General features: G+C 64.1%; 24 protein-coding genes and 1 pseudogene. 19 read left to right on the plus strand and 6 right to left on the minus strand.

Annotated elements, in window-relative coordinates:
- Positions 1 to 13 precede the first annotated feature (13 nt).
- Entirely contained in the window at positions 14 to 445 is a 432-nt protein-coding gene (locus ELS24_RS01730; protein WP_050446828.1) for a DUF2809 domain-containing protein, read from the plus strand.
- Between the two features lie 66 nt (positions 446 to 511).
- Here the strand turns inward: ELS24_RS01730 and ELS24_RS01735 are convergent, their stop codons facing one another.
- A complete protein-coding gene (locus ELS24_RS01735) occupies positions 512 to 727 on the minus strand; it encodes a hypothetical protein (RefSeq protein ID WP_083447362.1) in 216 nt (71 codons plus the stop codon).
- A 235-nt stretch (positions 728 to 962) separates the two neighbouring features.
- Here ELS24_RS01735 and ELS24_RS01740 point away from each other — a divergent pair, with 235 nt between their 5' ends.
- The 4 genes from ELS24_RS01740 (at position 963) to ELS24_RS01755 (ending at position 2,752) form a co-directional block, all read left to right on the plus strand.
- Complete coding sequence (locus ELS24_RS01740; protein ID WP_050446826.1) at positions 963 to 1,694, plus strand: TenA family transcriptional regulator; 732 nt, start codon at positions 963 to 965, stop codon at positions 1,692 to 1,694.
- A 71-nt stretch (positions 1,695 to 1,765) separates the two neighbouring features.
- Positions 1,766 to 2,065 (plus strand): 2Fe-2S iron-sulfur cluster-binding protein, encoded by a 300-nt coding sequence (locus tag ELS24_RS01745; protein ID WP_127183230.1) that lies wholly within the window; start codon positions 1,766 to 1,768, stop codon positions 2,063 to 2,065.
- A gap of 4 nt (positions 2,066 to 2,069) precedes the next feature.
- The gene (locus tag ELS24_RS01750; protein WP_083447361.1) at positions 2,070 to 2,396 is read left to right on the plus strand and encodes a ferredoxin; all 327 of its coding nucleotides are present in this window, start codon (positions 2,070 to 2,072) and stop codon (positions 2,394 to 2,396) included.
- Positions 2,393 to 2,752 carry a 2Fe-2S iron-sulfur cluster-binding protein gene (locus ELS24_RS01755; RefSeq protein WP_127183231.1) on the plus strand — a complete coding sequence of 120 codons (360 nt, stop codon included), beginning with the start codon at positions 2,393 to 2,395 and terminating at the stop codon, positions 2,750 to 2,752. The genes ELS24_RS01750 and ELS24_RS01755 overlap by 4 nt, the downstream gene beginning before the upstream one ends.
- 49 nt (positions 2,753 to 2,801) lie before the next feature.
- On the opposite strand, the gene ELS24_RS01760 is transcribed toward ELS24_RS01755, so the two are convergent.
- Both ELS24_RS01760 and ELS24_RS01765 read right to left on the minus strand, forming a co-directional pair.
- Positions 2,802 to 3,518, minus strand: coding sequence for a GntR family transcriptional regulator (locus ELS24_RS01760; RefSeq protein ID WP_050446823.1), 717 nt, complete (start codon positions 3,516 to 3,518; stop codon positions 2,802 to 2,804).
- Between the two features lie 139 nt (positions 3,519 to 3,657).
- Positions 3,658 to 4,398: a sulfite exporter TauE/SafE family protein gene (locus ELS24_RS01765; RefSeq protein ID WP_050446822.1), complete on the minus strand. Its 741-nt coding sequence runs from the start codon at positions 4,396 to 4,398 to the stop codon at positions 3,658 to 3,660.
- A gap of 224 nt (positions 4,399 to 4,622) precedes the next feature.
- Between ELS24_RS01765 and ELS24_RS01770 the strand changes: the two are divergent.
- The 4 genes and pseudogenes from ELS24_RS01770 to ELS24_RS01785 all read left to right on the plus strand — a co-directional run bounded on the left by ELS24_RS01770 (position 4,623) and on the right by ELS24_RS01785 (position 9,326).
- Positions 4,623 to 6,154: pseudogene (locus tag ELS24_RS01770) on the plus strand (hypothetical protein).
- Between the two features lie 201 nt (positions 6,155 to 6,355).
- A complete protein-coding gene (locus tag ELS24_RS01775; protein ID WP_417221471.1) occupies positions 6,356 to 7,789 on the plus strand; it encodes an aldehyde dehydrogenase family protein in 1,434 nt (477 codons plus the stop codon).
- 34 nt (positions 7,790 to 7,823) lie between these two features.
- Positions 7,824 to 8,303 (plus strand): GlcG/HbpS family heme-binding protein, encoded by a 480-nt coding sequence (locus tag ELS24_RS01780; RefSeq protein WP_050446820.1) that lies wholly within the window; start codon positions 7,824 to 7,826, stop codon positions 8,301 to 8,303.
- 12 nt (positions 8,304 to 8,315) lie between these two features.
- Positions 8,316 to 9,326: a 2Fe-2S iron-sulfur cluster-binding protein gene (locus ELS24_RS01785; RefSeq protein ID WP_127183233.1), complete on the plus strand. Its 1,011-nt coding sequence runs from the start codon at positions 8,316 to 8,318 to the stop codon at positions 9,324 to 9,326.
- Positions 9,327 to 9,402: 76 nt separating this feature from the next.
- Here the strand turns inward: ELS24_RS01785 and ELS24_RS01790 are convergent, their stop codons facing one another.
- The gene (locus ELS24_RS01790) at positions 9,403 to 9,840 is read right to left on the minus strand and encodes a universal stress protein (RefSeq protein WP_050446818.1); all 438 of its coding nucleotides are present in this window, start codon (positions 9,838 to 9,840) and stop codon (positions 9,403 to 9,405) included.
- A gap of 206 nt (positions 9,841 to 10,046) precedes the next feature.
- On the opposite strand from ELS24_RS01790, the gene ELS24_RS01795 reads away from it, so the two are divergent.
- The 7 genes from ELS24_RS01795 (at position 10,047) to ELS24_RS01825 (ending at position 18,496) form a co-directional block, all read left to right on the plus strand.
- Positions 10,047 to 11,450 (plus strand): DUF3300 domain-containing protein, encoded by a 1,404-nt coding sequence (locus ELS24_RS01795; RefSeq protein WP_050446817.1) that lies wholly within the window; start codon positions 10,047 to 10,049, stop codon positions 11,448 to 11,450.
- A gap of 4 nt (positions 11,451 to 11,454) precedes the next feature.
- Complete coding sequence (locus tag ELS24_RS01800) at positions 11,455 to 12,339, plus strand: DUF2950 family protein (protein WP_050446862.1); 885 nt, start codon at positions 11,455 to 11,457, stop codon at positions 12,337 to 12,339.
- A 210-nt stretch (positions 12,340 to 12,549) separates the two neighbouring features.
- A complete protein-coding gene (locus ELS24_RS01805; RefSeq protein WP_050446861.1) occupies positions 12,550 to 13,494 on the plus strand; it encodes a YncE family protein in 945 nt (314 codons plus the stop codon).
- Entirely contained in the window at positions 13,478 to 14,269 is a 792-nt protein-coding gene (locus ELS24_RS01810; RefSeq protein ID WP_050446816.1) for a polysaccharide deacetylase family protein, read from the plus strand. Before ELS24_RS01805 ends, ELS24_RS01810 begins: the two co-directional genes overlap by 17 nt.
- 2 nt (positions 14,270 to 14,271) lie before the next feature.
- On the plus strand, positions 14,272 to 15,279 hold the full coding sequence (locus ELS24_RS01815) for a sterol desaturase family protein (protein ID WP_050446815.1): 1,008 nt from the start codon (positions 14,272 to 14,274) through the stop codon (positions 15,277 to 15,279).
- 215 nt (positions 15,280 to 15,494) lie between these two features.
- Positions 15,495 to 17,276 (plus strand): esterase/lipase family protein, encoded by a 1,782-nt coding sequence (locus ELS24_RS01820; RefSeq protein WP_050446814.1) that lies wholly within the window; start codon positions 15,495 to 15,497, stop codon positions 17,274 to 17,276.
- Positions 17,264 to 18,496: a T6SS immunity protein Tli4 family protein gene (locus ELS24_RS01825; RefSeq protein ID WP_127183234.1), complete on the plus strand. Its 1,233-nt coding sequence runs from the start codon at positions 17,264 to 17,266 to the stop codon at positions 18,494 to 18,496. The genes ELS24_RS01820 and ELS24_RS01825 overlap by 13 nt, the downstream gene beginning before the upstream one ends.
- Positions 18,497 to 18,517: 21 nt before the next feature.
- On the opposite strand, the gene ELS24_RS01830 is transcribed toward ELS24_RS01825, so the two are convergent.
- Positions 18,518 to 19,018 carry an acyl-CoA thioesterase gene (locus ELS24_RS01830; protein WP_050446812.1) on the minus strand — a complete coding sequence of 167 codons (501 nt, stop codon included), beginning with the start codon at positions 19,016 to 19,018 and terminating at the stop codon, positions 18,518 to 18,520.
- 78 nt (positions 19,019 to 19,096) lie between these two features.
- Entirely contained in the window at positions 19,097 to 20,620 is a 1,524-nt protein-coding gene (locus ELS24_RS01835; RefSeq protein ID WP_127183235.1) for a DUF1254 domain-containing protein, read from the minus strand.
- A gap of 228 nt (positions 20,621 to 20,848) precedes the next feature.
- Between ELS24_RS01835 and fdnG the strand changes: the two genes are divergently transcribed.
- The 3 genes from fdnG to ELS24_RS01855 are packed head-to-tail and all read left to right on the plus strand — an operon-like array spanning position 20,849 to position 25,452.
- Positions 20,849 to 23,917: a formate dehydrogenase-N subunit alpha gene (fdnG, locus tag ELS24_RS01845; RefSeq protein ID WP_164741200.1), complete on the plus strand. Its 3,069-nt coding sequence runs from the start codon at positions 20,849 to 20,851 to the stop codon at positions 23,915 to 23,917.
- 10 nt (positions 23,918 to 23,927) lie between these two features.
- Positions 23,928 to 24,827, plus strand: a complete 900-nt coding sequence (gene fdxH / locus ELS24_RS01850) for a formate dehydrogenase subunit beta (protein WP_050446809.1) — start codon at positions 23,928 to 23,930, stop codon at positions 24,825 to 24,827.
- Positions 24,820 to 25,452: a formate dehydrogenase subunit gamma gene (locus tag ELS24_RS01855; RefSeq protein WP_127183237.1), complete on the plus strand. Its 633-nt coding sequence runs from the start codon at positions 24,820 to 24,822 to the stop codon at positions 25,450 to 25,452. The genes fdxH and ELS24_RS01855 overlap by 8 nt, the downstream gene beginning before the upstream one ends.
- Positions 25,453 to 25,461 lie beyond the last annotated feature (9 nt).

The raw sequence follows: 25,461 nt of genomic DNA on the forward strand, positions 1-25,461 counted from the left end.
GCTGCTTCTTGCCATGACCCTGACTTTCAATGGGCGCGCGTTCGCCGCCCTGCTTGCCGTAACCGCGCTGTTGGCGCTGATTGCCCTGTATGGCGCGCCCTATCCGTTCCTGCGCGGGTTCATGGGTGATGTGGTGGCGGTGGGTTGGGCCTTTCTGCTGTACCGCACGTTCATCCGCGCGCGCGTGTTGCCGTTGGCGGTTGCAGCCCTGTTGACGGGCTACGCGGTTGAATTCTGCCAATACCTGGCGCGGCTGTACGGCCTGCAAATCCAGCAGCCGGTGCTGCGCGTGGTGCTGGGCAGCGTGCCCGACTGGTGGGACGTGCTGGCCTATACCGTGGGGTTTGTGGTGGTGCTGATGCTGGCTGGCGCCAATGAACGCCGCCAACACGCGGCGTCCCTGCAACACGCGCGGATGCGGGCCAGTCTGCGCGCGCGCCGCTAGGCGGCAGCGTCCGGGGTCTGCGCCCCGGCGCGGCGACCGGCGCAACGCTACCCGGTCAGCAATACTTCAACCTGCCTGACACACCGGTTCGTCGTCGTGCCGACGAACCGTGGGGGCTGCTGCGCGCAGCGGTTGCAGACGGGCGCTGCGGAACGGGGCAAACAGCTCGGCCCAGGACGAGGGGAACAGGGGCGTGGCGTGGCGCACCGCATCGCGGCGGGCGTAATGCGTCAGCAGTTGCTGGCCGATGGGGGCGTCTCCCAGAGGGTGGCGGGTATTCATGGTATTTCCGTATTGCATTGATAATGTATTCATTGTACCCAGCACGCGCGGCGGCGTCCACCAGCCTCCTGCCGCGACATCTGCCACAACCCATTGATTTACATCGTTCCGGCCCTTTTTCTCCCGGCTTCTTCGGGATTGCCCTAGCAGCCCAAAACAGTAGACGGTATACAATGTTCATCATTCCCGGGCTAAACCCAGCCTGGTATCCCTCCCTACTGGACTGGAGCGCGTCATGGCAGAACTGATGAACCGAGATGAATTCCGTACCGCGTTGGAAAACGCGATCAAGGGCAAGAGCGCCAATGCGTCGCCCTTTTCCATTGCCTGGGCCGAAGGCAAGCTCAGCCGCGAACATCTGTCGCGCTGGGCCGAGAACCACTACCACTACGTGGGCCCGTTCGCGGACTACCTGGGGTATCTCTACGCCCGCACGCCCGACACCTACACCGAGGCCAAGGATTTCCTGCTGGCCAATATGTATGAAGAAGAGATTGGCGGCGACCGCCATACCGACCTGCTGATCCGCTTTGCCGAAGCCTGCGGCACGACGCGCGAACGGGTCACCAACCCGGACAACATGTCGCCCACCACGCGCGCACTGCAAAGCTGGTGTTATGCCGTGGCCATGCGCGAGGACCCCATTGTGGCGGTGGCGGGCCTGGTGGTCGGGCTGGAATCGCAAGTGCCGTCCATCTATCGCAAGCAAACGCCCACGCTGCGCGAGAAGTACGGCTTCACCGATGAAGAAGTGGAGTTCTTCGACTTGCACATCGTGTCCGACGAGATCCACGGTGAACGCGGTTATCAGATCGTGCTGGAACACGCGAACACGGTCGACCTACAGCAGCGCTGCCTGAAGATCTGCGAAATCGGCGCCCAGATGCGGCTGCTCTACACCACGGCGCTTTACACCGATTACGTGCAGCACGAGATCAAGCTGCCCGAACTCGGCCTGGCCGCCTGATTGTTGTGGGTGTTTCCGGGCAGCGCTGCGCATGCGGTGCGCCCGGCCCGCGGTTCCTGGACGACAGACTCATGCCTACCGTTGTATTTCATAAAGGCGGCCAGACCTACACCGACGTGGTGAAGGACAACACCAATCTGGTGGTGCGGGCCGGCATCAAGCAGTTTCCGTATCCGCATCTGCGCTACGAATGCGGCATGGGCAAGTGCGCCAAGTGCGCGTGCCGCGTGCTGGCCGGCGCCGAGCATCTGCCACCCGTTAACTGGAAAGAGAAAAAGCAGCTGGGCGACCGCATTGATCAAGGCTATCGGCTGGCCTGCCAACTGTGGTTGAACAACGATATCGAGCTGGTCCAGGACGGGGAGGCCTAGCGCGATGGATGCCGTGTACGTAATCCTGACGTCCAAACCTGGCGTGTTTCGCACCGAGGTCGGCGACGACGTCGACATCATTGAAACGTATGACTACGAGTTCTACGGGCGGGCCTTGGCCGTGTTCTGCATTGCGCGGCTGCACGGCGATACGCGCCTGATCGTGACGGAAGAAACGCCGCCCTACGTCGTCAATCGCGTGCCCTCCAAGTTTCTGGAGAAATTCGCGTCGGTGGAGGCGGCCCGCAAGGAACTTGCCCATCTGACTCGATTTGGCAGTATGGAATCCACCTTGACGCTGCGCCCCGCCGCCGCCGTCGCAAGGCATTGAAAAAAATGGTTCAGATTACATTCGTCTCGAACGGCGGCAAGGTCGCCACCGCGCCTGAGAACAGCAATTTGCTGCGCGTGTCGCTCAAGGAAAAGGGCGGCATCCCCTTCAAGTGCGGGGGCGGCCTGTGCGGCACCTGCAAATGCCGCATCGAGGAAGGGCTGGAGCACACGGACGCCATCAAGCCCAAGGAACGCAAGCACCTGCGGCCCGAAGACTTCGAAGCCGGCTACCGCATGGCCTGCCAAACTTTTGTGACCGGCGACGTGAAGGTGTCGTGGGTGGTGCAGAACGGCAAGGGCGTGGTGGTGGGCGTGGCGTCAGACGCGGCCGACGCGCCGGTGTCGTCCGCCTGACTCGGCGGGCGCCACGCCCGTGGCGCTGTCGCTTTTGATTTTTGACTGATCAGTCAACCGCGCCGTGCGGCTGTTGAGCGTCTGTATAGGCTTTGGCAGCGTTGTGCACGTGTTGGCTGGCCAACAAGGCGGCCAGGTCGCCATTGCCGGCAATCACCGCATTCAAGATCTGCGAATGTTCGTCCCAGTTCGCCTTGGCGCGATGCATGTTGCTGGGCGCGAACAAGAGCGCCGTGCGGTCACGCAGCGAGCGCATCAAATCTGTCAGCACCACGTTGCCGGCAATGGTGGCCAGCATTTCGTGAAACTGGGAATTCAACGCCAGGAACTTGTCCAGTTGTTCCCCGCGCGCGGCTTCCGTGCCTTCGCGCAGGAATGCCTGCAAGCGTTCCACGGTTTTTGCATCGCGGCGTTGAGCCGCCAGCTTGGCGTTCAAGCCTTCCAGCGTGGCGCGCACTTCCACCATGTCGTAGGCGATGGCGTCGGACAGCACCGATACGGATGCGCCACGGCGCGGCTCGATGGTGACCAGCCCTTCGGCGGCCAAGGCGCGCAGCGCTTCGCGCACGGGGATGCGCGACACGCCCATTTCTTCAGACAAACGGCCTTCCACCAAACGGTCACCGGGGGTGAATTCCCCGCTGAGAATGCGTTCGCGCAGTTTGTCGCGGATAACGGCGAACAACTGCGGGTGCTGCTCGCCGATCTTCAGCGGAGCGGAAGACGGGGTCTCTGCGGCTTGCGGGCTGACGGGCGAAGTGGTCATGGCGAGCTGGGTTGGATTAATGGATACAGTCCGCATTGTATTACCCGGTGTAGCCGAATGCCGCGACGACAAGCGTGCATTGCGGCGCCGGACCCCGGGACTTCCGGCAGCGGGGTGGCCAACGTCGAGGCCGCCAACCTCAGGCGCCCCAGAACGCCTTGGCCAGCACCCCCACGGCGCTTAGCGCGCATACCGCCAGCAGCACGCTGCGCACGGCGTGTGGAGGCAGTCGGTGGCGCAAGCGGTTCGAGACCGCAAAACCCGCCAGCAAGAAGGGCGCCAGGCTAAGCGCCAGCCCAAGGTGGTAGCCCGTGTACCGCTTAGCCAGCGCCAGCATGGCCAGCGAGAAAATCGAACCCAGGAACAGCACCACGCCCAGCGTGGCGCGCAGTTGCGGCGGCGCGGTGTGCTGCAACACGATGGCGATGGGGGGCGCGCCCACCGACGTCATCGTTCCCATGATGCCGGAGGCCACGCCGGCCCCGGACACCCGGCCCGGGGTGGCGGTAAAGCGCAAGCCCGCCACGCTCAGGGCCACGGCCACGAGGATCATGCCGGCAAACAGCACGCCCAGGGTCTGGGGCGCAAAGCGCGCCATCGCATAGATGGCCAGCAGCGTGCCGACGGCGCGGCCGGCCAGCGCATACGACACGGACGACCAGTCGATAAAGGCCCGCTCACGCAAGGCAGTCAGTAGGGAAATGAAGCCGCCCAGCGTCAGTAGCGGGCCCGGAGCCAGTTGCGGAAAGAACATTGCCGCCACCGGGGCCGCGAACATCGCGAAGCCGATGCCGCCCACGCCTTGCGCCACGGCGGCGCCGAACACCACCACGGCCATCGCGGCGTAATGCCAGACATCGGGAAAAGACAGGGCGGACATGGTCTAGGCCTATTGTTGTATACGATAGTCAGGCATGCGTTTCTACCGCAATGCGACGCAGCTGTCGGACCTAGGGTGAACCCTTAAAATTCGGGCTGTATTCATGAGATTTTCAGAATTATCGGTTTCCCTAGGCACTGCATATTTCGATTGGTATGCCTGCAAACGAAATATAGTATACCGATTGTGGCGACCTAACAGCCACGTCACAAGGGGAATCACGCATGCAAGCGGACGTCGTGCTCACTGCTGCTCATTGGATGTATCTGATCAGCGTGGCCGCCATCATCCTGACGATGATTTTGCGGGCCAACGTGGTGGTGCCATCGGTAATCGGCACCTTTCTGGTGGTGCTGGCCATCACCGGCAACCCGATCAGTGCACTGATCGGCATCTTTTCGGCCAGCTTCGTGGCCGCCAAGGAATTGTTCAACATCTTCCTGGTCATCACCTTCATGACCGCCCTGCTGAATTCCCTGAAGACCTTGCAGGCGGACGTGCGCATGGTGCAGCCGTTTCGGCGCGTGATGCGGGGCGGCCATTCGTCGTTCATCATCATCGCGCTCTGTACCTATGTGCTTTCTCTGTTCTTCTGGCCCACGCCCGCCGTGCCGCTGGTGTCCGCCATCTTGCTGCCCGCCGCCATCGCCGCTGGCCTGCCGCCCCTGGCGGGCGCCATGGCGATTGCCATTGCCGGCCAGGGCATGGCCTTGTCGTCGGACTATGTGATTGGCGTGGCGCCCAGCATCAGCGCCAAGGCGGCGGGCGCGGCGGTCAGCGCGGCCGTGGTGGCCGACCGTGCGCTGGTGTTGTCGCTGATCACGGGCGCCGTGGCGCTGACAGCGGCCTATCTGCTGATCCGCAAGCACATCGTGCCCGCCAACGCGGGGCTGTTGGACGCCTGGCAGGCGCGTGCCCAGGACGGCAGCCTGGCGCGCATCGAGCAGTCCGGCTCGTTCGACAAGGCCGAACTGGCCCGCGGCACCATGGGCGCCGACCCGGCCTTGCCCAGCGGCCCCAGCGTCAGCGATGAAGAACGCCGCCGCGTGCGCTGGTCCAAGACCTTTGCCGTCGTGACGCCGCTGGCCTTCCTGGCCGTGATCGGCGTGATGGTGCTGCCCCGGCTGTTCCCGACGTTGCCCGCGCTGCGCGGCGGCGACGCGGCGGCGCTGGTGGGCGGCGTTGCCTTCGTGGTGATGATGCTGGTGACGCTGGCCGCCGAAGGCCCGCGCAAGATGCTGGACGTGTGCCCCGAGCACGTCACCGACGGCTTTGTGTTCGCCTTCAAGGCCATGGGATCGGTCCTGCCGATTGCCGGCTTCTTCTTCATCGGCGCCAATGAAACCGCGGCGCAGATCCTGGGCGTGCCGCAGGCGCAGGCCCCTGGACTGTTGTTCGAAGCCATCTCGGCCGGGCAGCACCTGATACCCGAAAACCACTTCCTGGTCGCGTTCGGCGTCTTGCTGGTGGGCATGATTACCGGCATCGATGGCTCCGGCTTCGCCGGGCTACCGCTCACGGGCACCCTGTCTGGCGCGTTGGGTCCGGTGGTGGGCGTGGACCCGGCCACTTTGGCCGCGGTAGGTCAGATGGGCGCGGTGTGGACGGGGGCGGCACGTTGATCGCGTGGTCGTCCTTGATTGCGGTGGCCGGCTTCGCCCGCGTGAACGTGCTGTCATTGGTTCGGGCCCTGCTGCTGCCGGTGGTGCTGGCGCTGTCGGTATCCACCATCTGCGCGGTGCTGATCTGGCGCTGACCTAGCTCTGATCACGCCATTCAAGCTGTCAAAAGGGGCCTACGGGTCCCTTTTTCACGCCGCTGCCTGGGGTTTCCACGTATCGTCGCGTAGAGATTAAAGTATACAATGTTCATAAGCTATCTCAGGCGACCCAATTCGGGCCACTCCCGTACCGGCAAAGGAAGCGCTTCCGTGGACGATCTTTCGCAGCAAACCTTCATGAACCATATCGGCGGTGCCTGGGTGCCCAGCGCCTCCGGCCGCACGGCCCCCAATATCAACCCGGCGGATACCAGCGACATCGTGGGCAACTTCCCGGTATCGGACGCCGACGATGCGCGGCGCGCGGTACAGGCCGCCGATGCCGCCTTCGCCGGCTGGCGCGACACGCCAATCTCGAAGCGCGCAGCCATCCTGTTCCGCGCGGCGCAGTACCTGGAAGACCATGCGGACCAATTCGCCCGCGAACTGACGCGCGAAGAGGGCAAGGGCCTGAACCTGGCCAAGGACGAAGTGCTGCGTTCAGCGCAGACGATCCGTTTCTACGCCGTCGAAGGCCAGAGCTTTACGGGCGAAACCTTCGTCAACGATGACCCGGACATGGTCGTCTACAGCCAGCGCGAACCGCTGGGCGTGGCCGCCGTGATCTCGCCCTGGAACTTCCCCATTTCGATCCCGGCCCGCAAGATCGCGCCCGCGCTCATCGCCGGCAACACGGTGGTGTTCAAGCCGTCTTCCGACGCGCCGCTATCCGGCTACCGCCTGACCGAAGCCTTTGTGCAGGCCGGCCTGCCGGCGGGCGTGCTGAATCTGGTGATCGGCCCCGCAGCGGCGGTGGGCGCCGCCATTACCAGCGCGCCGGCCGTGCGCGCCATCTCGTTCACGGGCTCCACCGCCGCGGGCGAACAGATCCACCGCAGCGCGGGCCTGACGACGCGCACGCAGATGGAATTGGGCGGCAAGAACCCGCTGATCGTGCTGGCCGACGCCGACCTGGACCGCGCCGTGGACCTGGCGGTGAAGGGCGGCTTTTCGCTTAGCGGCCAGGCCTGCACGGGCACCAGCCGCGTGCTGGTCGACGCCAAGGTGCGCCAGGCGTTCACCGACAAGCTGCTGACGCGCGTCAAGGCGCTGACCATCGGCAATGGCTTGAACGGCAACTTCGATCTGGGTCCGCTGGCCACGCGCAAGCAACTGGACAACGTGCTGAGCTACGTGGCAATCGGCAAGGAAGAGGCCACGCACCTGTGTGGCGGCGAGCAACTGACCGGCGCGGGCTTTGATGGCGGCTACTACGTCACGCCCGCGCTGTTCACCGACGTGACCCAGCAAATGCGTATCGCGCGCGAAGAGATCTTCGGGCCGGTGATTGCGCTGATTGAAGTCGACGGCTACGACGACGCCATCGCCAAGGCGAACGACACCGAATACGGCCTGTCCGCCGCCATCGCCACCACCGACGCGCGTTACGCCCACCGCTTTGCGCGGGACATCCAGGCGGGCACGGTGAAGATCAACCGCACCACCACCGGCAACCTGATCAACGCGCCCTTTGGCGGCTTGAAGCATTCCAGCACGTCCACGTTCCGGGAATCCGGCCGCGTGGGCCTGGAGTTCTACACCCAGATCAAAACCATCTACCGCGCGGGCTGAGCGCGCGCGACCAATCTCTGAAGAGGCTACGAATATGAAGCAGATCTACCGTCTGGAACTGGAAGAAGCGCGCGTGATGGTGCGCGCCGCCATGGCCAAGTCTGAAGAAATCGGCGTGCTGGAATCCATTTGCATCGTGGACGACGGCGGCTATCCCATCGCGCTGGAGCGCATGGATGGCGCCCGCATCACCGGCCCGCAGATCGCCTGGAACAAGGCTTTTACCGCCGCCGGCCACAAGCGTTCGACGCACCTGTTCAACACACCGCCCAATGGCCCCGCGCTGCCGGGCAACGAAGCCTTCGGGATCCAATGGAGCTTTGACGGCAAGTTCGCCGTGTTCGTGGGCGGCTTTCCCATCGTGGTGAACGACGAGGTGATTGGCGGCGTGGGCCTGAGTGGCGGCAACGGCGAACAGGATACGCAGGCGGGCCTGGCCGCGTTGGCGGCCTTGGCCGAATTGCTGGAGCCGCGCGGCATGAAAGTGCTGGTGCAGGCGGACATCAAGAAATAAGCGAGGCCCGTCATGGCATACCGCGTGCACCTCCTGCAGACCGGCGAGACCTTTGTTGCCGGCGCCGACGAATCCCTGTTGGACGCCGCCGAACGCGCGGCGGTGAAGCTGCCGCACGAATGCACGTTCGGCGGCTGCGGCACCTGCCGCATCAAGCTGGAATCCGGCGCGGTGCGCTATGACGAATTTCCGATGGCCTTGACGCCGGAGGAAGCCGCCGAGGGCTACGCGCTGGCGTGTCAGGCGCGGGCAGAAAGCGATCTATGCATCAGCGTGCCTAGCAGCCGCCAGGTGTTTCCCGAGCCGCGCCAACTGCCCGCCACCGTGCACCGCATTGAAGCCTACACGGACGACATCATCCACCTGACGCTGGCGCTGCCCGACGGCGGGCTGGACTATGTGCCGGGGCAGTACATGAACGTGCTGCTGCCCGATGGCGAAACGCGCAGTTTTTCCATGGCGTCGGCGTCGTCGGAGGGGCTGGTCGACTTCCATGTGCGCCGCATTCCCGGGGGCCGTTACACGGACCAATGGCTGGGCCAGGCGCAAGCTGGCGCGGCCCTGACGATTGAAGCGCCCTTGGGTGTGTTCAGCTACCACGAGGAAGACTGGCGCCCGCTCATCATGGTGGCCACGGGCACCGGCATCGCGCCCATCAAGGCCATTCTGGAATCCTTGCTGGACCAGGAAGACTGCCCGCCCGTGACCCTGTATTGGGGTATGCGCACGCAGGCGGACCTGTATCTGCAAGATGAAATCGCGGGCTGGGCGGGGCGCTTGTACGAATTCAATTTCGTGCCGGTGTTGTCGCGCGCCGACGCAAGCTGGCAGGGCCGGCGGGGTTACGTGCAGGACGCCGTTGCCGAAGACCACGACGACCTGTCCGAACACGCCATCTACCTGTGCGGGGCGCCTGCCATGATCCAAGACGCCAAGCACGTGCTGGCCGCGCGCGGCGCCAGCCTGGAGCATATCTACGCCGACAGCTTCACCTTCCAGCACGCGCTGGAGCCGGCGGTCTGAAGGCAATGGCGTCTGGCCTGGAAGCGCGGTCGCGCCGCGTCAGGTCGGGCCGCGTCAGGCCACGCCACCCCGCGCGCTAGCGGAACACCAGCACGGGCAGCCGCGTCTTGGCCAGCACGCGCTGGGTTTCGCTACCCAGCAGAAAGCCCGTCATGCCATGGCGCCCGTGCGACCCCATGATGATCAGGTCGCAGCCCTGGCCCTTTGCGGTTTCCACAATGGCCTCGTGCGGGTGGTCGTTGACCAGCACGACACAGTTGCACGGCACCAGCGCGTGGCGGGCTTCCATTTCAAGACCATTCAGGTAGTTTTCCGCGTTCTTGCGTGCCTGATCGGTGTGATGCGTTTGCGTGGTGCCCAGCATTTCGGCCTGGTGAACCAGTAGATGGTCCTCCGGAATGGCGCGGATGAGCGTGATGGTTGCGCCCATTTCCTTGGCGAAAATGAGGGCGCGCTTGAATGCCGATTCGGACAGCAGGGAGCCATCCACGGCGATGAGCAAGTGCCTGTACATGTTGCCTCTCCTTTAGGAAAAGGAATGTCGAGCAACGGCGAAATCAGTATAGGCCTGGCCCTGCTGGCAATCCAGTCCCGCAAACGGACGAGGCGCGCGGCGCCGGGCCTTCCCATGACAGAGTGATAGGCATATATTGACAGCGCGTTATCCGGCAGTTCCCTCGTGGCTTTCAGCTTCATGCGTTGCTTCACGGAGAACGGTTCATGCGTCGACTGCAGCGGTGGTTAATCGCTTGTTTGTGCCTGGGGCTGGCGGTGTGCCTGCCCGCGGCGGCGCAAACCAAGCTGGACAACGGGCAATTGGATCAGTTGATGGCGCCGGTGGCGCTGTACCCCGATTCCTTGCTGTCGCAGATCCTCATGGGGGCTACCTACCCCGACGACGTCGCCGCGGCTGCCAAATGGTCGGCCGCGCATACGTCCGAATCAGGTGACCAGGCGGTCAAGGCGGTGGAAGGCGAGGCCTGGGACCCCAGCGTGAAATCATTGGTGGCGTTCCCGTCCGTCATGGACATGATGGGCCGCCAGCCTGACTGGGTGAAGTCCGTGGGCGATGCCTTCCTGGCGCAGCCGGACGCCGTGATGGATTCAGTCCAGCGCTTGCGCACGCAGGCGCAAAAGGCCGGCAACCTGAAAAGCACGCCGCAGCAGACGGTCACCACCAACACCACCAACGACAAGACGGTGGTCGTGATCGAGCCGGCTGATCCGCAGGTGGTTTACGTGCCCAGTTACAACCCCACCGTGGTCTACGGGGCGTGGGCCTATCCTTCCTATCCGCCGTACTACTATCCGCCGCCGCCCGGGTCTGTCTTTGCGACCGCGCTGGTGTCGGGCATCGGTTTTGGCTTGGGCGTGGCGGCGGTGAACTCGATGTGGGGCGGGTTTAACTGGGGCAGCAACGACGTCGACATCGACGTCAACCGGTACAACAACATCAACGTCAATCAGCGCATCGATAACGCCCGCAACAATAATGTGTCCTGGAAGCACAACCCGCAGAACCGTGGCAACACGCCTTATGCGGACCAGGCCAACCGTCAGCGCTTCGATAGCGAACGCCAGGCGGGCCTGCAAAACCGGCAAGCGGGCCAGCGGCAGGGGCAAGGGCAGGGCGCACAGGGCGGCCGTGTTGCCGGCGCTGCACCCGCGCCGAATTCACGCGACGCTGCGCGCGATCGCGCGGCACAGTCGTTCGAGGGACGTACCGGGGAGCCCATTGCGGGCCATTCACAATCTGGCGCAGGACGTGGTCAGGGCGCCGCTGACCGTAGTGGCCAGGGGGCGGCGGGCCGTAATGGCCAGGGCGCGGCAGGACGGCAAGAGGGCCAAGGGGCGCGCAGCACGCAGACCGGCACCCCCAGCCCGCGCTCTTCAAGCGTTTCCACGCAAAACCAACAGGCGGCGGCCCAGCGCCAGCGGGCGGATGAAGCCGCGGCCCGCGACCGCGCCCGCACCGCCAACAGCAATAACGCGCTGCGCGATTCCGGCAACGGCGACCGCATGCGCCAGCAAAGCCAACGAAGCGACATGAGCCGCAGCGGTGGTGGCGCCCCTCGCGGCGGCGGCGGACACGCAGGCGGTGGCCGTTCCGGCGGCCGGAGGTAGCACCATGGATAAGGGAGCTTTCATGACGAATGCCTGGGTTCGTGCACGTGCGATGGGCGCCGCGACGTTGCTGGTGCTGGGGCTGACCGCGCCAGCGGCGGCGCAAAGTCTGTATCCCACCCCGCAGGCGGCGGCCGATGCTTTCGGCGACGCCCTGGCCACCAGCGATTCCGTTGCCATGGCAAAGGTGCTGGGGCCGAACCACAATCAACTGGTGCCGGGCGGTGTGGCGCAAGACGACATCTACCGCTTCCTGGCGGCCTGGGCCAAGAAGCACGAGGTCGTCACCGACGGCGGCCGTTCCTGGCTGGCCGTGGGCGATTCCGGCTGGACGCTGCCCGTGCCCATCGTGAGCGCGGGCAAGGGCTGGCGCTTCGACCCCGTGGCGGGCAAGGCCGAACTTCAGCGCCGCGCGATCGGCCGTAACGAACTGACCGCCATCGAAACGCTGCAACAGCTTCAGGCCGCCCAGGCCCGCTACCAGCAGGGCGTGGGGCAAGGCCGCTACGCCAGTCGCCTGGTCAGCCGCCCCGGCGCCATGGACGGCCTGTACTGGCCGGAAGTGCCAGGCGCCCCGCCGCAAGTCTTGGGCCCGGACGCGCTGGTCATGGGCCCGGAGGTGCCGGTGGCCGATGCCTATTACGGCTATCGCTACAAAATCCTGCCGGGCGGGAAATTGGCCGGCGAAGACTCGCCGTACCGCATCGTGGCATGGCCCGCGCGATACGGGCGGACGGGCATCGGCACCTTCGTCATCGGCCCGCAGGGCGGCGTGCGCGAGGCCGACCTTGGCCCCGCGTCCGCCACCCGAGCGCCAGCGCTGCGCGACCGCGACCTGGACGCTGACACCTGGGTCGATGCCGACGCGCAGCCCGCTGGCACCCAATAGGTTCTTGGCGCGTTCAGGGCGTCGTCTGTCGGGGTTGTTGCTGAGTCGCAACAGGCGCAAGCGAATGCACCCCCGCCCCTGCCTGATGCTCTTTTGAAAGGTGCGTGTGCATAAAATGTCGAGCACTGGGATCGGTGCCCGATCCTTCTTCGCCGGACCTTGAAATTGAACCCCTTGCATTTTGTCCGCTACGCCTTGGCCGGCGTAGGGATGGCGCTTAGCGCAGCGGCGGCATCCGCCCCGATTTTTGTCCTGAATTCACTGGACGCCAACGTCAGCATCGTCGACCCGGTTTCCTACAAGGAACTGCGGCGCGTGCCCACCGGCAAAGAACCGCACCACCTGTACCTGACGCCCGACGAAAAGTCGCTGATGGTGGCCAACGCAACCGGCAACACCATCACCATGATGGATCCGAAAACGGGCCAGGTGCAGCGCACCCTGACAGATATCGTCGACCCCTATCAGTTGCAGTTTTCGCCGGACATGAAGTGGTTCGTCACCGCCGCCAACCGGCTGGACCATATCGACATCTATGCCTGGCAGCCGCAGCATGTGGGCGCGGAACTGAAGCTGGTCAAGCGCGTGCAGGCGGGCAAGACGCCCAGCCACATCATGATCGACAAGAACAGCACCACGGCTTACGTCACCCTGCAGGACAGCGACCAGCTGATCGCCATCGACCTGGCCACGCAGACGCCGAAGTGGACCGTGTCGGTGGGCAAGACGCCGGCCGACGTGTTCCTGACGCCCGACCAGAAAACCCTGCTGGTGGCCTTGACGGGCGATTCCTTCGTGGAAGCCTATGACGTCAGCCACGGCCCCGCCAAGCTGGTCAAGCGCATCCCCACCGGGGCCGGCGCGCACGCTTTTCGCGCGCAGGGTGACAAGCACCACTTGTTCGTCAGCAACCGCACGGCCAACTCCATCAGCCGCATCGATATGCTGACGCTGACCGTCACCGACACCTTCCCCGTGCCGGGCGGGCCGGACTGCATGGATGTGCTGGCTGACGGCAAGACGCTGCTGGTCACGTCGCGCTGGGCACGCAAGCTGACCGTGGTGGACCTGGAGCAGAAAAAGGTGGTGCAGCAAGTGCCGGTAGGAAAATCGCCGCACGGCGTATGGACGCTTAACCATGCACCAACCCGTTAAGAGCTTGCTGGCCGCCGCGCTGGCATTCGCCGTTCCGATGGCGCATGCCGCGGCGCCGACGACCTGCGACAAGCCGGTCTACCTGACCTTCGACACCGGCCACATGGGCGTGGCGCCGCTGATCGCCGACGTGCTGGCGCGCCATCATGTGAAGGTCACCTTCTTCCTGGCCAACGAACGCACCAAGACCGACGGCGCAAGCCTGGACGACGTGTGGGCGCCCTGGTGGAAGGCGCGCGTGGCGGAAGGCCATGCGTTTGCCTCCCACACCTACGACCACGTTTACTGGCAGGGCGACCTGCCCGGCGGCAATTTCCGCGTGAAGCCCAGCGCCGGCCCCAACACCGGCAAGCGCGCTGAAATGTCGGCCGAACAGTACTGCGCCGAGATCAAGCGTTCCGCCACCCGCTTCCATCAGATGACGGGCGCCACCCTGCTGCCGCTGTACCGCGCGCCCGGCGGCAAGACCTCGCCCGCTTTGCTCAAGGCCGCGAAGGCATGTGGCTACGAACACGTGGGTTGGTCGCCCGCCGGTTTCCTGGGCGATGAGCTGCCCAGCGACAAATTCCCCAACGCAAAGCTGCTGGACCAAGCCCTGCGCACCATCAAGCCGGGCGACATCCTGCTGGCGCACCTGGGCATCTGGTCGCGCAAAGATCCCTGGGCGCCCGCCGTGCTTGAGCCCCTGATTGTCGGCCTGCAGCAGAAAGGCTTTTGTTTCGCCACCCTGGACAAGAACCCCGCCTATCGCGACTGGATCGCCACGCATCATTGATCATGGACACGCTTAGCCAATTCTTCGGCGCAAGCCAGCAATGGCTCTTCGAAACGCTGATTCAGCCCGCGCTGTTTCACCTGGGCATGAGCAACCTCATCGAAGACGGCTACGACGCCACCATGTGGCTGCTGGTCGGCCTGGTGCAGGTGGCCGTGCTGGTGCTGGTGCTTGGCCCGCTGCAACGCCTGCGGCCGGTCGAGCCCGTTACCGACCGCCGCCAGATTGGCATCGACGTGCTTTACACCTTGATCCACCGGCTGGGCGTTTTCAGGCTGGCGTTGTTCTTCACCATCGATCCCTTCTGGGACAGCGTGTTCGGGCAGTTGCATGTGTGGGGCTTTGCGCCGTTCCAGCTTGACCAGTACTGGCCCGGCGTCACGGACAAAGCCTGGGTCAGCCTGATCATCTATCTGCTGCTGTTCGACGCGGTCGACTATTTCTACCACCGCGCGCAGCATCGCTTCGGCTGGCTATGGGCGCTGCATGCCGTGCATCACAGCCAGCGCCAGATGACCGTCTGGAGCGATGACCGCAACCACCTGCTGGACGACATGCTGCGCGACGTGCTGGTCGTGTTCGTGTCGCAATTGGTGGGCGTGCCGCCCGCGCAGTTCGTGGTGGTGGTGGCCATTACCCAGCTGGCGCAGAGCCTGTCGCACGCAAACTTGCGCATGCACTTTGGCGCGTTGGGCGAACGCTTGCTGGTCAGCCCGCGCTTTCATCGGCATCACCATTCCATTGCCTACGACGCATCCACCCCCGGCCCCGTCGGCGGCTATAACTTCGCCGCGCTGTTCCCCATCTGGGACGTGTTGTTTCGCACCGCCCGTTTTGGCGTGGGCTATGGCCCCACGGGTATTCATGACCAGCAGGCCGAATTGGGCGGACGCGACTACGGCCGCGGATTCTGGTCGCAACAATGGCTGGGCTTGAAGCGCATGGTGGGGCGTGATCGCGAGCCGGCGTCCGCACCGCCCGCGCCGCCGGGAGCGGCGGAACGGGCCTGATGTCGTGGCAGTTTTCACACGGGGCGGCGCCGGTTGGCGTCGCCCCGTGTGCTTTGGTTAGCCCTAAGACTCAGCCTTAGAAATCAGATCCAAGAATCAGACTTCTCCAATAGTCTTTTTGCCGGATCGGCACCACCCTGGTCGGTTGAGTGATTCGCTTGCGCAACGCCACGCACGCTTCGAAGGCCATGCGTTTGGCCGCTTAGGAACCCGCCATGACCGACACCGCCCCGACCGCACCGCGTTTCGCCCCGATGTCCTACGATGCCCGGGGCCACCCCGTGTTCCACTGGACCCTCACGCCCACGGCCCTCTGCGATCCGGTCATTCTGCTGATTCCGCCCGAAGCGATCCTGCCGGTCGTGTTCATCCCCGGCATCATGGGGTCAAATCTGAAGTCCGTCCCTGAGGCAGGCCAGGAGTCGGAACCCGCCTGGCGTCTGGATGCGGGCCTGGCAGGCAAGCCTATTGCTTTGTTCAAACGCTGGAACGGGGCTCCCCCGGGTATCCGGCAGGCGGTGTTGCATCCCGACCGCGTCACCGTCGATGACGGCGGGGCCGTGCCCGAACGCAGTGCGGGCACGGTGATCGTGCCTACTGTCGAATCCGCCGCGCAACGCAAACAGGCGCTTATCGATCGCTATCGCGAACGGGGCTGGGGCGAAGTCAGCGAAAGCAGCTATCACCCGTTCCTGCTCTGGCTTGAAGACTCGCTGAACAGCTCCTACCGGCCGCACGAGTGGCCGGAATTCCAATTGAAGTCCATGCACCTGGACATGCCCGACGACGCCTCGCTACAGCCACGCCTGAAGCCCGGGCTGGAGGTGCCGCTGGCGGGCCTGGGCGAACACCTGTTGCACCAATTGCCGCATCTAAAGACGGACGACCTCTCCGCCCGTGCCGCGTACCGGATGCCGGTGCACGCGTTTGGCTACAACTGGCTGGCGGACAACGATGCGGCGGCAATAAAGCTTGCCGGGCGGATCGAAGAAATCAGGCATCAGTACGGATCCCAATGCCGGCAGGTCATCCTGGTTACGCACTCGATGGGAGGGCTGGTGGCACGGCGTTGTGCGCAATTGCCCGGCATGAGCGATGCAATTGCCGGCGTGATGCACGGCGTCATGCCAACCAATGGTGCCCCGGTGGCTTACCGGCGATGCAAAGTGGGAATGCAGCAAGAAAGTGAGATGGCCGCCGCCGTGATCGGCGTGACCGGCCAGGACGTCACAGCGGTATTCGCCCAGTCGCCGGGGGCGCTGCAATTGCTGCCCACCAAGAACTATTCGCTGGGATGGTTACGACTGCGAGACCTCGATCACGCGCCCGCCATGCCTGCGCTTCCGGAGGCAGACCCGTACCAGGAAATCTATCTGCGCCGTGATCGCTGGTGGGCATTGCTGCGCGAAGAGTGGTTAAAGCCGAAGGATGGAGTTCCCATCGAGTGGGTCCACTACGCAAGGAATATCAAAAAGGCGAAGCAGTTTCACGAAAGGATAGGCGCCGCCTATCACCCCTACACCTACGTGTATTACGGGGCCGACGCCAAACAACCGAGTTTCGAAACCATTACCTGGCAAATGCGACCCGGACGGGGTGATCTGAATCGGCCCCTGGGCGTGCCCCCGGAGGCCTTCGTCGTGTCCACCATGCAGATGGAGCAGGTGCGCGATCAAGGATCCAGCCCCTTGTACGTTGGGGGCAGTCGCGTCGTAGAACACCTGCCGGCCAGAGCAGGCCGGCTAGCCCTGTCCATGGAAGTCAGTCATTGGGAACTGCATTGCGAGATGCAGGACGGCATCGGTGACGGCACGGTTCCGGTCAGTTCAGGCCAGGCGCCGGCCGCGCAGGCGCGTGAAGGCCAAGTGCGGGTGCAAGTCTGTGCCACGGGCTTTGACCATGAAGGCGCGTTCAAAGTGATGCAGACCCGGCACTTCACGCTGTATAGCCTCATCAAGATCGCAGCCCAAGCCAAGCGTCCGTCATGCGTCGCTTGATCCCGCTGCTTTGTCTGTTGGCCGGGCTCGCCGCTGGCGCGATGGCCCTATTTCATTCAAAGGAGGAACCCGCCGTGAACGAGATTACCGGCCCCATGCGAACGTGGGCGGTAGGCAGGCAACTGATCGAACTTCCTGCCGACTGGGGGTCGCCTTCCAGCGGGTTCGCGAAGATTTACTACGGAGGAGGGGCCGATCATACGAGCATTGAAATCGATATTCTGGGGCAAGACATCACGCTGGCTCAGTTTGACGAGGCGCTATCAGAACGAGCCCGCCGCATCCGCGCCGTCCAAAGTTCTGAAACCGGGAAGTCCATGCTTCTCGGCGCGGAGGAATTGGCTCGGGGCAAGTGGCTATTCCAATTTCAAGAGAGTCTGGGCGGTACATGGTCGCAGACCTATGAACTGCATCTGCTGGTGAACGGCACGCACGTCAAGCTGGCAGCAGACTCGTACGAGGGCAGCAACGCACAGGTCGAGTCGCGCCTGCTTGAGCTCGCTCCGCAAGTTGTCGCCGTCAAGCAAGCCGAAGCGGCCGGCCCCGGCATTTCGTTAGGCCCCGTCATCATCCGAGGCACGCACGACCACGAGATGGGCATCGTGAGCTTCATGGCGCGAGGCTCGAACGTCAAACTGCAAATCTACTTCAGTGACTCCGCGCGCAATGAGTCGCCCCGTCTTATCGAACGCATGGTCCGCGACTTCAAAGCCTTCCGCGTCTGGGACCCTGATCTGCTGCGTAAGGGGCATACCACGTTGGCCGGAAATCCCGCCGAGGAATACCTGATGCGGTATGACATGAAAGACCATCGCGGGTTGTTGTTCGTCGCCGAAAACTACCGTGATAGCCGTTCCTTGGCGAGTCCATCGGTCAATTTCCGCCTGACCGCGGGCGGCGTGCCCAGGCTGCACGTCGACCCGGAGATGACTCCGGACAAGTTGCTTAATTGGCTTCTGCCCAACTTTGTCCCTCGGGGCGATCCTCCGTTATGGCAACGAAAAAGGCCCCGTCCGCCCGTCGACTCCACCTTGAGCAAGGATCAGGCACTGGCAATCTGGGACCACGCCATGCGTTCACTGCGCCCGCGTTACGGGGCCGTTGTGCCCCCCCGCGGCGAACCGGAAAGGGCTTTCCGTGGTCCTACCCCCGCCCAGGCGGAAGCCGACCGGAAAGCTCTGGACGCCTTTATCGCAAGCAAACCCGGCACAGAGACATAGCGCGGCCGAATCGACCGGGCCCTACGCCGCGTCGTGCGTGGTTTCGCGCTTGATCTCGTTGTGGCGGCGTTCCATTTCCTGGCGCAGTTCGCGGCGCAGGCGGGCGGCTTCGAAGCGCTGCCTTTCTTCCAGGTTGCGCGGGGCCAGTGGAGGCACGGCCGTTGGCGCACCCTTGTCGTCCACCGCCACCATTGTGAAATAACAGCTGTTGGTGTGGCGCACGAGCTTCTGGCGGATGTCTTCGGTGACGACTTTGATGCCGATCTCCATCGACGTGCGGCCGGTGAAGTTCACGGCCGCCAGGAAAGTCACCAATTCACCCACATGGATGGGTTCGCGAAACACCACCTGGTCGACCGACAGCGTCACCACGTATTGGCCGGCGTAGCGGCTGGCACAGGCGTAGGCCACCTGGTCCAGGTACTTCAGGATGGTTCCGCCGTGGACGTTTCCTGAAAAGTTCGCCATGTCCGGCGTCATCAGGATGGTCATCGACAATTGGTGGCTAAAGGCGTCGTCCATGGCGGGCGCTCATCACTCAAAAATAAAACGCCTATGGTAGCGGCAGTGGCTGTCATGGTGCCGACATCAGGGCGCGTCCTAGGGTTTATTCGCGGGCGCCGCCTGCGCGACTGGCGATGCGGCGTCGGGCAATGCCTCTTGCCCGTCGCGCACCAGTGGTGGCGGCATCCACAAGCCATCCAGCAGCGCGGGGAGCGGTTCGTACACGCGCAGCAGCAGGGTTGCCGACCCCACCGACGGCAGAGGCAACCAGTTGGCCTGCTGTTCCGGCTCGGGCGGCGCGTGGCTGAGGCGCAATTCCAGCGAACCGTCGGCGTTGTAAAGCAAGGGCGAGCGGTCGCCCAGGGCATAACGGTTCAGGATATTTGCCACTGGCATGCCCTGGTCGTCGTAGGCCGCCAGCGACCATGACGCGCCGGCGGGCGGCAACTGCCCGGCTTCAAAGCGCATCACGTAGTGATGCGCGCCATCAATGGGCGCACCCTGGCTGTCGGCCGCCAGCAGAAGCACGGACAAGTCCTCGGGCAGGCCGGCGCCCGGCTGGGCCTGGGCGGCCAGCGCGCGGCGCAGATAGGCGTTGCCATACACGCCCACGCTGGCCGTCTCCTGCTGCCACCCGTTCAGGCTGCGCAAGCTGGCGCCCGAGGCAGCAGCCATGCGCTCGCGCGCGGCGCGCAGGCCACGTCGCATGCCTTGCTTGGCGGGGTGGTCCAGCTTGTCGAAGTCAAAGGGCCTGCCGGTTATCAATCCCACCCGGCGCAGCATGGCCAGCACTGGCTGGTCGGTGGCGTGCGGCGGGTGCTTGCGCAGCAGCGCGGCGGCGTAGGTGAAGAAGGCATCGGTCGGCATGGATTCCACCTGTTCGCGCACCGGAATCTTCAGGTCCAGGTTCGGGTCGGACTTCACGCGCTGCGATTGCGCGGGCAGGTTCCATTGCGACAGCGGCGTCAGCGTGTAGCCGTCCTGCAAGGCGTGGACGGCCGCATAGTCGGCGGGTCCGTTGGTCTGGATGAGGATCTTGGCCCAGGCGTGGCGGGTCGGTGCGTCGATGCGCGCCATGCCCGAGGGCAGCGTGCCCGTCCAGCCGGGCGGCACGATGACGGTGTTGGACTTGGCGGTGCCCGTGGTGCGCGGGCCCAGCGTGGCGAAGACGTCCGTCCACATATCCAGCAGGGTCAGCGTGGACAGCCGGCCCTGGGTGTCGGGCACCGACAGCACGACGGGGCCAGCCGTCAAATCCACCCAGCCGGTGCTGCGCAGCATGTCGGGGTTGGCCCAGGGCGAGACCGCAACGGCGCCGGCCTGGGGCAGCGCGCGGCCATGCAGAAAGGTGTTGGCGGCCGCGCCTTTGTCGCCTTGCGACGGGTGCGTGAACTGGCGCCGGGTCAGGTCCATCGTGACCAGCGGATAAAAGTACAGATAGCCCTCCATGGCCGCTTGATGCGCGGCTTCGGTGGCGGCGGCGGCGGGGGTGGGCTGGCCGGACGCGGGGGCGGCATGCACGGCGGGGGCGGGCGTTGCAGCCAGGCAGGCAAGCAAGAGGGCCGAGAGGGCAAAGCGGTCCAGACAGTCCAAGCGGGCAAAGCAAGCAAAGCGGCGCATCGGCGTTCCAACGATCAGGCAGTGAACGCGAAATGTAGCAGCCGCCAGGCAATCCAAAATCTGCGAACAACTTCCATTTCGCTTTCATTTCCGCAGTGCAGCGTGCGTTATGCATGGCGTGGGCGTCCGCCTTGGGCATATACTTTTGCAATGTCCTTCAGGGCCGTGGGGCTTTTCCGCATCGGGCGAGCCATCAGCCTTGTTCATTCACCAGGAGAGGAGTGCTTCATGGTCAACATGAATCGCCGCCAGTTCTTCAAGGTGACGGGTGCAACCCTGGCAGGCTCCAGCCTGGCATTGCTGGGGGTAGCCCCCGGCACGGCCATGGCCGAGGTCCGCCAGTACAAACTTGCGCGCATGACTGAAACGCGCAACACCTGTCCCTACTGTTCGGTCGCCTGTGGCTTGCTGATGTACGGTCTGGGCGATGGGTCCAAGAACGCGCGCGCCAGCATCATGCACATCGAAGGCGACCCCGATCACCCCGTCAACCGCGGGACGCTCTGTCCGAAGGGGGCGGCGCTGATTGACTTCATCCATAGCCCCAACCGCCTGAAGTACCCGGAATACCGGGCGCCCGGGTCGGACAAATGGCAGCGGATGTCGTGGGACGAAGCACTCACTCGCATCACCAAACTCATGAAGGCCGACCGCGATGCGAACTTCGTGGAAAAGACCGCGGACGGCAAAACGGTCAACCGGTGGCTGACCACCGGCATGCTGGCCGCCTCGGCAAGCAGTAACGAGGTGGGCTACATCACGCACAAGACCGTGCGCAGCATGGGGATGTTGGCGTTCGATAATCAAGCACGTGTCTGACACGGCCCGACGGTGGCAGGTCTTGCCCCGACGTTTGGCCGTGGAGCGATGACGAACCATTGGGTCGACATCAAGAACGCGGACGTAGTGTTGATCATGGGCGGCAATGCCGCCGAGGCCCACCCCTGCGGGTTCAAGTGGGTGACCGAAGCCAAGGCCCATAACAAGGCGAAGCTGATCGTCGTGGATCCGCGCTTTACGCGCTCGGCATCCGTGGCGGATTTCTACGCGCCCATACGCAGCGGCACCGACATCATCTTCCTGGGTGGCGTCATCAAGTACCTGTTGGATAACGACAAGATCCAGCACGAGTACGTGCGCAACTACACCGACTTTTCTTTCATCGTGCGCGAGGACTTTGCGTTCGACGCGGGCCTGTATTCGGGCTACAACGCCGACAAGCGCACCTACGACAAGGCAAGCTGGGACTACGAGCGCGGCGACGACGGCTACGTCAAGACAGACCCGACGCTGGCGCATCCGCGCACCGTCTACCAACTGCTGAAGAAGCACTATTCGCGCTACACCGAAGACATGGTCGAGCGCGTGTGCGGCACACCGAAGGACAAGTTCCTGAAGGTGTGTGAAATGCTGGCGTCCACCGCCAGCCCCAACCGCGCGGCAACCGTGCTTTACGCACTGGGCTGGACGCAGCATTCCGTCGGCTCGCAGATCATCCGAACCGGCGCGATGGTGCAACTGCTGCTGGGCAACATCGGCATCGCGGGCGGCGGCATGAACGCGCTGCGCGGGCACTCGAACATTCAAGGGCTGACCGACCTGGGCCTGATGTCGAACCTGCTGCCGGGCTACATGACACTGCCCAACGAACCCGAGCAGGACTACGCCAAGTACATCGAGACTCGTACGCTAAAGCCGCTGCGCCCCAACCAGCTCAGCTACTGGCAGAACTACAACAAGTTCCACGTCAGCCTGATGAAGGCCTGGTGGGGCAACGCCGCCACGGCGGAAAACAACTGGGCCTTTGACTACCTGCCCAAGCTGGACAAGCTCTACGACATGCTGCAAGTCTACGAGCTGATGGTCCAGGGCAAGATGAACGGCTACATCGCACAGGGCTTCAACCCGCTGGCGGCCGCGCCCAACAAGTCCAAGATGAACGACGGCTTCGCCAAGCTGAAGTACCTGATCATCATGGACCCGCTGGTCACCGAGACCTCGGAATTCTGGCGCAACGCGGGCGAACTCAACGATGTGGACCCGTCCAAGATCCAGACCGAAGTCTTCCGCCTGCCCACCACCTGTTTTGCCGAGGAAGATGGCGCGCTGGTGAACTCCGGGCGCTGGCTGCAGTGGCACTGGAAGGGCGCCGAGCCACCCGGCGAAGCCAAGAGCGACATCGAAATCATGTCGCTCATCTTCACGCGCCTGCGCAAGATGTACCAGGAAGAAGGCGGCAAGTATCCGGATCCCATCGTCAACCTGTCCTGGCCGTACTCCAACCCGCAGAACCCCACCGCGGAAGAGCTGGCCAAGGAATATTCCGGTCGTGCGCTGGCGGACCTGGTTGACCCCAAGGACCCCACCAAGATCACCCGCAAGGGCGGCGAGCAATTGGCGGGCTTTGCGGAACTGCGCGACGACGGCACCACGGCCAGTGGCTGTTGGATCTTTGCCGGCGCCTGGGGCCCCGGCGGCAACCTGATGGCGCGGCGCGACAACAGCGACCCCACCGGCATTGGCCAGACCCTGAACTGGGCGTGGTCGTGGCCGGCCAACCGCCGCATCCTGTACAACCGCGCGTCTTGCGATGTGACGGGCAAGCCGTTCGACCCCCGCCGCAAGCTGATCAGCTGGAACGGCAAGATCTGGGCGGGCGCCGACATCCCTGACTTCAAGGGCGATGAAAACCCCGCGGGCGGCATGGGCCCGTTCATCATGAACCCGGAAGGCGTGGCGCGCTTCTTCGCGCGGGCGGGCATGGCCGAAGGGCCGTTCCCCGAACACTACGAACCCTTCGAGACGCCACTGGGCTACAACCCGCTGTACCCGAAGGCCAAGGGCGTAACCAGCAACCCCGCCGCGCGCATCTTCAAGGACGACCTGGCCGCGATGGGCACGGTCGAAAACTTCCCGTATGTGGCCACCACCTATCGCTTGACCGAGCATTTCCACTACTGGACCAAGAACGTCGAGATCAATGCGATTCTCCAGCCGGAGCAATTCGTGGAGATCGGTGACGCGCTGGCCAAGGAACTGGGCATCGCCAACGGGTCGCGGGTGAAAGTGACGTCCAACCGTGGCTACATCAAGGCGGTGGCGCTGGTCACCAAGCGCTTGCGCGCCTTGACCATCGAGGGCAAGACCGTGCACCACGTGGGCATTCCCATCCACTGGGGCTTTGTGGGCCTGGCCAGACCCGGCTTCCTTGCCAATACCCTGACGCCATTCGTGGGCGACGGCAATTCCCAAACACCGGAATTCAAGTCGTTCCTGGTCAAGGTCGAAAAGGTTTAGGAGAACCGACATGTCCATGCAATCCCTAGACATCAAGCGGCGCTCCGCCACCACCACGCCGCCGCCCGGCATCCGGGAACCTGTCACGGGTTCGGTGGCCAAGCTGATCGACGTGTCCAAGTGCATTGGCTGCAAGGCCTGCCAAAGCGCCTGTATGGAATGGAACGATCTGCGCGACGAGATCGGCACCAACGTCGGCGTCTACGACAACCCGGCCGACCTGACCGAGCATTCCTGGACCGTCATGCGCTTCTCGGAATACGAGAACCCCGCGGGCGACCTGGAATGGCTGATCCGCAAAGACGGCTGCATGCACTGCGAAGACCCGGGCTGTCTGAAGGCCTGCCCATCGCCCGGCGCCATCATCCAGTACACCAACGGCATCGTGGATTTCCACGAAGAAAACTGCATCGGCTGCGGCTACTGCATCACCGGCTGTCCGTTCAACGTGCCGCGCATCGCCAAGAAGGACAACAAGGCGTACAAGTGCACCTTGTGCTCTGACCGCGTGGCCGTCGGCCAGGAGCCGGCCTGCGTCAAGGCCTGTCCTACCGGCGCCATCGTCTTCGGCACCAAGGAAGATATGAAGCAGCATGCCGAAGAGCGCATCGTGGACTTGAAGTCGCGCGGCTTCGACCAGGCGGGCCTGTACGACCCGCAAGGCGTGGGCGGCACCCACGTCATGTATGTGCTGCATCACGCCGATCAGCCCGGGCTGTATCACGGCCTGCCCAAGGACCCGCAGATCAGCCCCATGGTGTCGCTGTGGAAGGGCCTGGCCAAACCGGTGGGCGTGGCCATGATGGCCCTGACCGCCCTGGCGGGCTTCTTCCACTACGCCCGCGTGGGCCGTAACGAGGTGTCGGAAGAAGACGAACGCCGCGCCGAAGAGGAGATGCGTCATGACTGAAGACCGCCATCACCGCCGCATCAAACGCTATTCGCCCGGCGAGCGCACCAACCACTGGATCATCGCGCTGACGTTCATCCTGTTGGCCTTGTCCGGGCTGGCGCTGTTTCACCCGTCGATGTACTGGCTCTCCAACCTGTTCGGGGGCGGTCCGTGGACGCGCATTCTCCACCCCATCATCGGGGTGGTGATGTTCGTGTGCTTCGTGGTGTTCGCCGGCCACATGTGGCGGCACAACATGCTGACGAAAGCAGACCGCCAGTGGCTCAGGCAGTTGAACGACGTGGTTGAAAACCGCGAAGAAAAGCTGCCCGAAGTCGGCAAGTACAACGCTGGCCAGAAGCTGCTTTTCTATGTGCTGGTGCTGTGCATGCTGGGCTTGTTCGTAAGCGGCATCGTGATCTGGCGCGAGTATTTCGCGTTCTATTTCCCGATCTGGGTGGTGCGGGCTGCGTCGGTCGTGCATGCGGTAAGCGCGCTGGTATTGATCTGCTCGATCATCGTGCACATTTATGCGGCGATCTGGGTCAAGGGATCCTTGACGGCGATGCTGCGCGGTTACGTGACTGCGGGATGGGCCTGGAAACACCACCGCGCCTGGTTCCGCGAGCAAGTCAAGAAATAGGGTTCGCCC

Source organism: Achromobacter spanius (assembly GCF_003994415.1).
Classification (GTDB): Bacteria; Pseudomonadota; Gammaproteobacteria; order Burkholderiales; family Burkholderiaceae_B; genus Achromobacter; species Achromobacter spanius_C.